Annotated in this window: 7 protein-coding genes; all 7 read left to right on the top strand. The window is 62.8% G+C overall.

All coding sequences use genetic code 11. The annotated features are described in order from the left end of the window. The first annotated feature begins 172 nt into the window (after window positions 1–172). Genes C7G41_RS24185 through C7G41_RS24210 form a run of 7 tightly spaced genes read left to right on the top strand, consistent with a single transcriptional unit; the run spans window position 173 to window position 8,209 of the window. Window positions 173–493 (top strand): hypothetical protein, encoded by a 321-nt coding sequence (locus tag C7G41_RS24185; RefSeq protein WP_106944865.1) that lies wholly within the window; start codon window positions 173–175, stop codon window positions 491–493. Beyond that, complete coding sequence (locus C7G41_RS24190) at window positions 490–1,917, top strand: hypothetical protein (RefSeq protein ID WP_106944866.1); 1,428 nt, start codon at window positions 490–492, stop codon at window positions 1,915–1,917. The genes C7G41_RS24185 and C7G41_RS24190 overlap by 4 nt, the downstream gene beginning before the upstream one ends. Window positions 1,918–1,919: 2 nt before the next feature. Beyond that, window positions 1,920–2,792 carry a hypothetical protein gene (locus C7G41_RS24195; RefSeq protein WP_146159797.1) on the top strand — a complete coding sequence of 291 codons (873 nt, stop codon included), beginning with the start codon at window positions 1,920–1,922 and terminating at the stop codon, window positions 2,790–2,792. Beyond that, window positions 2,793–4,355 (top strand): DUF4055 domain-containing protein, encoded by a 1,563-nt coding sequence (locus C7G41_RS24200; protein WP_106944868.1) that lies wholly within the window; start codon window positions 2,793–2,795, stop codon window positions 4,353–4,355. Continuing rightward, complete coding sequence (locus tag C7G41_RS24205) at window positions 4,352–4,900, top strand: hypothetical protein (RefSeq protein ID WP_106944869.1); 549 nt, start codon at window positions 4,352–4,354, stop codon at window positions 4,898–4,900. The genes C7G41_RS24200 and C7G41_RS24205 overlap by 4 nt, the downstream gene beginning before the upstream one ends. Beyond that, window positions 4,897–5,070 (top strand): hypothetical protein, encoded by a 174-nt coding sequence (locus C7G41_RS37425; RefSeq protein WP_158268028.1) that lies wholly within the window; start codon window positions 4,897–4,899, stop codon window positions 5,068–5,070. Before C7G41_RS24205 ends, C7G41_RS37425 begins: the two co-directional genes overlap by 4 nt. 4 nt (window positions 5,071–5,074) lie before the next feature. Then, window positions 5,075–8,209, top strand: a complete 3,135-nt coding sequence (locus C7G41_RS24210; protein WP_106944870.1) for a hypothetical protein — start codon at window positions 5,075–5,077, stop codon at window positions 8,207–8,209. Window positions 8,210–8,392: the final 183 nt, after the last annotated feature.

Below are 8,392 nucleotides of genomic sequence, written 5' to 3' on the forward strand. Positions count from 1 at the left end.
TCATTGAACGCATCAGCACGCAAGACGCCGCGATGAGCGCGGTGCTGCACCCCCTCGACCTATTCACAGGCGGCCCGCGCGTGCGCATGTTCGCGGAATGTCGAACATTAGTCCGCAGCAAGTTGAACGTTTCGCCCGTCAGGGCAGGTCCGCAGTCACCAACGGAAAACGGTTGGTGATCGGCGTCGATGCCCGTTCGAAACATGGGCGTCGATTCCGCGATCTGGTGACCGCCTACACCGATGAAATCGGTGGCCGCCTCACCGCGAGCGATCAGGCGATGGTCAAGCAGGCCGCGGCGCTGGCCGTCCGAGCCGAGATGGCGCAGGCCCAGATCATCAACGGCCACGAGGTCAATGTTGACGATATGGTCCGCCTCTGCTCCGAGAGCCGGCGCCTGATCGACAATCTCAAGGGCAAGGCAGCCGCGCGCAAGCCCGAAGCCGAGCCTGACCTCGCCGACTACCTCAAGGGAGCCACGGCGGCGGCATGACCCTGCTCGAGGCCATCAACGATCAGAAGCTGTTCGGCCGCTGGTTTCGCGACCCGGCGACGTGGCAGCCGTGGTTTGCCTTCGTCGCCGCGCTGTTCGGCCTGCCTATGACCGCGGAGCAGGAAGCGACTTACCGTAAACATACGGGGCGCGAGTACCTGCCTCTGGGCGCGTTCATGGAGGCCTGGCTGATCTGCGGGCGCCGCGCCGGCAAGAGCTTCATTCTCGCGCTGATTGCGGTGTTCCTCGCCTGTTTCAAATCCTACGGCCAATATCTGGGCCCTGGCGAACGCGGCACGGTGATGGTGATCGCGGCCGATCGCAAGCAGGCTCGCGTCATCATGCGCTACGTGCGCGGCATCATCACCGGCACCCCCATGCTGGCGAAGATGATCGAGGGCCAGCTCCGCGCCGACGGCATCGACCTGAACAACTCGGTCACGATCGAGGTCGGCACCGCATCCTTTCGGACCTCCCGCGGATACGCGTTCGTCGCTGTGCTGTGTGATGAGCTCGCGTTCTGGCAGACGGATGAGGCGGCCGAGCCCGACTATGCCGTTCTCGACGCGCTGCGGCCGGGCATGGCGTCGATCCCGGGCTCTGTGCTGCTCTGTGCCTCGTCCCCGTACGCAAAGCGGGGCGCGCTCTGGGACGCCTACAAAACCTACTTCGGCAAGGACGATCCCGCCGTCATGGTGTGGCGCGCCAGCACCCGGGAAATGAACGCGACCATCCCTCAGTCGGTCATCGATCGAGCAATGGTTCGCGATGCCGCGAGCGCATCGGCCGAGTACGGCGCCGATTTTAGAACGGACGTTCAGACCTTCATTTCACGGGAAGCGATCGAAGCCGTTGTAGAGCCGAACTGCCTTGAGCGGCCGCCGGTTGAAGGAATCCAATATGTCGCCGCGGTCGATCCCTCCGGTGGATCCAGCGATTCCATGACACTCGCCATAGCGCATTTTGAACAGCTGACCGGCATAGCCGTGCTCGATTGCGTGCGAGAGGTCAAACCGCCGTTCTCCCCGGACTCGGTCTGCCGCGAATTCGCCGAAACGATCAAGGCCTACGGCATCGCCACCACCCGGGGTGACCGGTACGCCGGCGTTTGGCCGCGCGAGGCGATGGAAAAGCACGGGATCACGTATCGCGTGTCCGATTTGGTCACCAATGACCTGTACCGGCAGCTTCTGCCCCGCATCAATTCCGGCAAGGTGGATCTGCTCGACCATCCGGTCTTGATCAACCAACTCGCGGGCCTGGAGCGGCGCACCGCGAGAGGTGGCCGCGATTCCATCGATCACCCGCCCATGGGCCACGATGACGTCTGCGCCGCGGCAAGCATGGCGCTGCACTACGCCGCCGACGGCAACCGAATTCACATCACCGGCGCCGACCTGGTCGGCCGCTACAGTTGGGGCTGAAAATGGCAACCATCGCGCAGATTATGAACGGCACGGCTAGCCCAAATCGCTATTTCACGAGCGACGAGGCCAAATGGGCTGGCCCGTCACACATCGCACCAGGAAAGCGCCCCGAGAAGCGCATCGGCCGATTTGTCTATGATGGTCCAGACGACTCGCCGATCGCAAAGCTTCGCGCATCGTACGAGAGCGCGATCGCCGCGGTCGACACGCTCCGGACTAAGCGGGGCGAGACAGAAAAGTCCGGCCAGTTCACGCCCTTGGGGGTGACCGAGCAGCTTGCCCGCGGCGCTGTGACCGATGAGATCCCGGCGCTACGCCGCGCGCGCGCCGCGGTCGACAAGGTCAAGGCTGACATCGCCGAGAGGCGCGGCTCCCTCAAGCTCGCCAAGCCCACGCCAGAGCAGATTGAGGAGCACAAGGAAATCCGCACCGCCATGCGCATGATGGGCCGCGAGCAGCGCGAGGCGTTTCTCAAGGAACACAGGACGGATCCGACCGTCGCGGCGGCGATCGTGAATGCCATTCCGGCGCTGAGCGGCGTGGACCCGCTGATAAGGCAGCACATCGCACACGAGCAGCTGCAGCGCGAACACGGCGAGGCACTGAGCGAGATCGCCGATCTCGAGGAAGTCGCGCTGGTTGTCGACGAGGTCACCGGCAAGGCTCGAAATGAGCTGCGGGAGATCATCGGCACCAGCCGCGAGGTGTTCGAAAGCATCGCCAAGGTCGGCGAAGCCCGAAACGGCGAACTGCCGATGAAGGTGGAGCAGCGCCTGATCAACGGGCAGCAGGTCGAGGTCTGCCGCGTATTCGACATGGCCGCCCGTGAGTGGCGCGACGCCTCGGCGGACGAAGTCGGGAGGGCCGCCTAAGTGGCATCGGAGTCATTCTGGCGCTCGCTGTTCGGCGGCGGACCGCCTCGGTTCATCAACATTCCGCTCGACCTGCCCAGGCCTCCCGGGATGCCGGCGGGCCCCGACACCGTTTCCGCCGACATCGCGTGCATGCGCGAGAAGTGGGAGCTGATCGACCTGGTCACCGAAGGCCACGACGCGGTCAAGAATTGCGGAGAGAGATTTCTTCCGAAGTTTGAGTGCGAGACCCCGGAAAAGCACAAGCGCAGGCTCCGCGAGGCGCCGTGGCGGCCGATCTTCCCCGACGCGCTGGAAAGCATCACAGCAAAGCCCTTCACCAGTCCGGTGGCGCTCGCAGGCGAGCCGGACGCGCGCATGAAGACGTTTGCCGAGGACGTCGATGGTCAGGGCAACGATCTCAACGTGTTTGCGCGCTCGATCTTCGACGATGCCGTGAGCCATGGCGTTGCGACGTTCTTTGTAGACTTTTCGCGCAATATTCCCCGCGCGGACGGCCGGTCCAAGACGCTGGCCGAAGAAAAGGGCCAGGGTCTCAGGCCCTTTTGGGTGCACATCCCGGCCGGGAATCTGATCGACGTCCGCACCACGTTCGTCAAAGGTCGCGAAATCGTCAGTCATGCCCGATGGTGGGAGCGACCTATCGTCGCCGACGGCTTCACCGAGAGCTGTATTCCACATATTCGCGTCGTCGAAATCAAGGACGACGGCCGCGTGTGGTGGACCTTGTGGCAGCAGCAGGCCGACGGAAACTTCGCGCAGACGGACAGCGGCGTGCTCAGCGCGGTGACAGAAGTGCCTTTCGTGCGCATCTTCACCGGCAAGCGCAAGGGAGCCATCGAAAACCGGCCTTGGAGCTACGGGCTCGCCATTATGGCGCTGGAGTATTTCCGCGCGCTGGCTCGGCAGACCGAGATCGAGAACCTGTCTGGCTGGCCGATCCTCGCCGGACAAGGGCTCACGAAGCCCACGGGCGAGGCCGAGGTGCAGATGGGGCCTCATACCGTTTTGTACGCTCCCAGCATGGAGGGGAACGCCAAGTGGGAACTGCTAGGCCCCGATGCTTCCCTGGTTGAGCAAATCGGAAAAGGCCCCGAGCGGGTTCTGGACGTCTTCTCGAAGCTCGCCATGGAGCCGACGATTCCCAAGGCAGGCGTCACCGCGACCGCGGCCGGCGTCGACAATTCACGAGCTCACAGCGCGATTGAAGCCTGGGCACTCGCCCTCAAGAACGGCCTCGACGAAGGTCTCGCCTACACCGCCCAATGGCTCGGCGTCGCCGACACGGCTACCGCAAACGTTGCAACCGACTTTGCAGTGCTCGGCGGCAATGGTGCGGCAGAGGCCCAAGTGCTCGCCTCCGCGCAGACCCGCGGCGTGATCTCGGCCGAGACCGAGCGCGCCGAGCTCAAGCGGAGATCCATTCTCGGTCCCGAGTTTGACGAGGAAGCGGAGATCGTCCGCATCGCAAGCGAACGCGAAGGCCTCGAACCCGAATTCCAGATCGATCCGGTGACCGGTCAGCCGATCGACCCGGCCAACTCCAGGAGCGCGTTGCAATGACGACATTCGCCGGCACGATCTCTCAAGGCAGCAGCGAAACAATCGTAATTCCGTACGGTCGGGTCATCGAGGTGACAACGGCCGGCGAGGCAAGCTTGGTGTACGACGACGGCGACATCGCGCGCGCCTTGAACGGCGCACCGTTGCGAATACCGGCCAACCGAGGCGACCTGCGCTTGAGGGTTCGAGCCGTGTCCGCGTTGGCGCATTACTCAATCTTTCTTTCCAACATGCTTGCAGGTGGTGATCGCGTCATCCCTTTCACGGGCGATCGAACACTGAGCCTGGACGACAATGGCAAAATCCTCCGCTGCGACGACGGATCCAACGTGACCGTCACCGTTCCGGGCGCTTTGCCGGAGTGTTTCAACGTGGGCTTCATCATGATGGGCGGCGGCACCGTGACGCTCTCTGCCGGGTCCGGCGCCACGAACAGGTCGAGCGGGACGACGCTCTCGACGCAGTATCAGAAGGGCTCATTGCTCGTGGCCCGCAACACCAATGACGCTGCGGCCGAATACCTCACCAGCGGAGATTTTGCATGAAAACGCAACCAGCCGAAGGCACATGGAGCGAAGTGCAGGCCGCGATTGCGGGCAAGGTTACCGGCGACAACGGCAAAACCGTCAGCGGCGCCGGCCCGTCGACGCCTGGCCCGAAGCTGACGCCGAAGATCGCCCTCGGCAACGCGCGGCCCACGAAATTGAAGGGCTGAGCTGATGTCAGACGTGGCCGAACTGGGTCTGAAAGTTGATTCAACGCAGGCCACAACCGCGACGACTGCGCTAAAGGGCCTCAGCGGTGCGGCCGATCAAGCGGCTGGCGCCAGCGATGCACTGGCCGCCGCGGCCGCGAAGGCCGGCGTCGCGACCGGCACGCTGAGGAGCATGGCCGACCGCGCCGGCGTTAGCTATGGCGAGATGGCGAGCCGCATCAAGGCCACCACGTCTAACCTTCAACAGCAGGCCGGCCAAATCAATAACGTCACGATGCAACTGTCTGGATCGCTTAGCGGCACGCTCGGCACGCTCGGACTCGCCGGCATCGGTTTCGGAACGGTCCTGGAAGGCGCCAAGGCTTTATTTCACTATCTGCAGGAGCAAGGGCCGACCACAGAGAAGCTGTTCGCCGAGCACAATCGCCTGCTCGGAGTGATCAAGGACAGCTACGATCGCGTCACGGATTCGACGCGCAAATGGTTCGAGCAATCGAAGAACGTGACCCAGGTTCAGCTCTTGCAGCAACAGATCGAGTTGCAGCAGAAGCTACGGGACGAGGTGGGCAACACGATCAAGGCCGTCACCCAGCCATCGAACTTCCGCGGCGTCGACGTGATCAGCAGTCTGTTCGGGGGCGGCACCAACACCGTGCGCGAAAAGTTCGGCCCGTTCGAAGATGCGATTGTCGATCTTCAGCAGTCGTTCAAGGCCGGCACGCCCGACGTGACCCGGTTCACCGAAGCGGTCGCGAAGATCGCACTGGCCGACCCGGCGCTGCAGAAGGTCGCCGCTCAACTCATCAAGACGGTTGAGGCTGCCTCGAAGGTCGACAATGCGCTCAAGGCGGTTGGCTCCGCCCTTGACGTGATCAACGGGAAGGCTCCGACCGAAGAGGACCGCGCTCGCTTGGGCTTGCCCGATGCCAAGGTTATAAAGGCGACCAAGGACGCGCTCGACCGCGCAACCGAGAGCGTCGAGAAATACATTTTGCAGACCAACGCGCAGGCCGGCGCGGTCGGCAGCAGCGTGGCAGAGCAAGAGAAGGCGAAAGTGATCGCCGACCTGACGGCCGCGGCGCTGCGCGACGGTAAGACCAATCTACAGCAGTACGCGGCAGCGTGGGACGATCTCGGCACGCGCGCAGGAGAAGCTGCGCAAAAGCTCGCCTTGGCGCGTGTCCACGATCAAATCAAATTCGAAACGCAGACCACGTTCCTCTCGCCCGAGGACGTCAAAATCGCGCAGCAACTTAAGGGCCTCTTCCCCGACCTTGCCACGGCGCTGGCGAGCCCTGAGGCCGCGGCAATGCGATTCAACGATCAGATCAAAGAAATCCGACAAACTGCACAGGACCTCTCAATCACCTTTGCTCAGGACTTCGTTCAGGGAGTCTTGTCAGGTAAGAGCGCAATGGAATCCCTGACACAGTCAGCGGCAGCTCTCGGCAAGTCACTGACCAATGCCGGCATCGCAAATATCATCAAGGATCCAACAAGCATTACCGGATACGTGGAAGCCGGCATCGGATTGGTGACGCAACTCATCACCGGAAACTCGGAAGCGCAGAAGAAGGCGGCCGAGGAGCTGAAGCAAGCCCAAGACGCATGGAAGGGAATGACCGACCAGGTTGTTGCCTTCAACCGTGCGGCAAGGGGCTTTGATCTCGGCCCGCTCACCAGCCAGATCGTCCAACTCCGCAACACCTATGACACGCTCGCGATGGCCGCGGCAAAAGCAAAGGATTTTGGAGCCGTCGCGCAACTCCAGAACACCTTTAACCAAGGCGTCTCGCGTCTAACCGAAACCTTCATCAACGGAAACCCGGTGATGACGGACCTCCAGCAGAAGATGAAGGCTGTCGCGGACGAAGGCCTTGGCCTGATCGAGACGCTTCAGCAGATGGGGCTGGCAACAGCGGTGGGCACTGCGCGGATCACCGATGCCATCGCTCGCCAGCAGGCCGCAATTTTAGAGGCCGAAGAAACCGCGAGGCGCGCGAAAGTCGAAAGCGACACCAACAGCCTCATCGCGGACGTTCGTAATAACTCCGGCGTCGGCTACCTCAACACGATCACCGACGCGATCCAGAAGTTCAATGATCTGGCGGCCGAGGGTGTCCAGCCGGGCGTTCTGCAAGGCTGGCTGATCTCGACCGCTCAGACCGCGGTCAACGGCGCCAAACTGACCGGGCAGGCGTTCCAGGATCTGATCGCGGAGTTCCCGCAACTTACCAACGCCGTCCATGAGTTCATCGATACGGAAGCGGCGGCGGCGGCGGCAACTGCGGCGGCGGCCAAACTCGCAGCGGACGCCACCCAGAAGCTTAATCTTCAGTTGCGCCTTCTGACCGCCACCACGGACACCAGCACGCAGGGCGGGGCTCTCACGCTGTTTGACGCCAAGGCGAAGCAGGAGCGTGACGCGGCCGTTGCTGGGGGCATCTCGCCCGAAAATCTGCTCCTGCTCGACCAGGCGCTCGCAGCGGAGCGGCTCGGCGTCATCAAGACGTTCACGGATCAGGCTGTCGCGGCTGAAAAGCAGCTTGCCGACGCGCGCCTCGCTCAGATGCAGCGGATTCAGCAGTACCTGGACAACCTGACGGCGGGTTCGGGGTCCACGCTGGCGCCGGGCGATCGGCTTGCAGCGGCGCAGTCGCAGTTCACCTCGCAGCTCGGCGCGGCCAAGAGCGGCGACGCCAACGCGATCCAGAACATCACCAGCTATTCCGACAATTTGTTGCAGGCGGCAAAGGACTATTACGGCTCGACCGTGGGCTACCAGTCGATCCTGGCGCAGGTCCAGTCGTCGCTCACGGGGCTGATCGGGACCGGATTGGCCGGGAGCGTGGCCGCGTCTGGCCTGCCGGGAACGGGTTCGTCTATCCCCGGCGTTTCCACGCCGACGGCAACGCCGGCCGCGGCCAACACAAACACCAATCTGGCGTCGTTGCTCTCAACTCTGATCGCTAAGCAGGACGCGCAGACGGCGGAGATTGTGGTTCTGAAAACAACGATTAAGGCATCGATCGACACCAACACGCAGGCGATTGGCGTCGCTCATGAGGAAGAGGAGGTTGAGCTGAAAGGCATGAACGCCTCGCTCAACTTCCTGAAGACAGCCGGTAAGTTGGCATGACCCAGGGGTGTGCTGAAGCAAACGCCCGCAGCAAAGCATAAAGGAGAACGGCTATGAATTTTCTTCCCTTTCCACTGAGTATGATCGGATCTGGCGCCCTCACGTCGGCAGCGACATGGGATCCCGCAGCCAAAGCGTCCATTTTTACGTTGAGCAACGGCAATCTAACTGCCGCAGGCACGG

The sequence above is a fragment of the Bradyrhizobium sp. MOS002 genome, assembly GCF_003020115.1.
GTDB lineage: Bacteria > Pseudomonadota > Alphaproteobacteria > Rhizobiales > Xanthobacteraceae > Bradyrhizobium.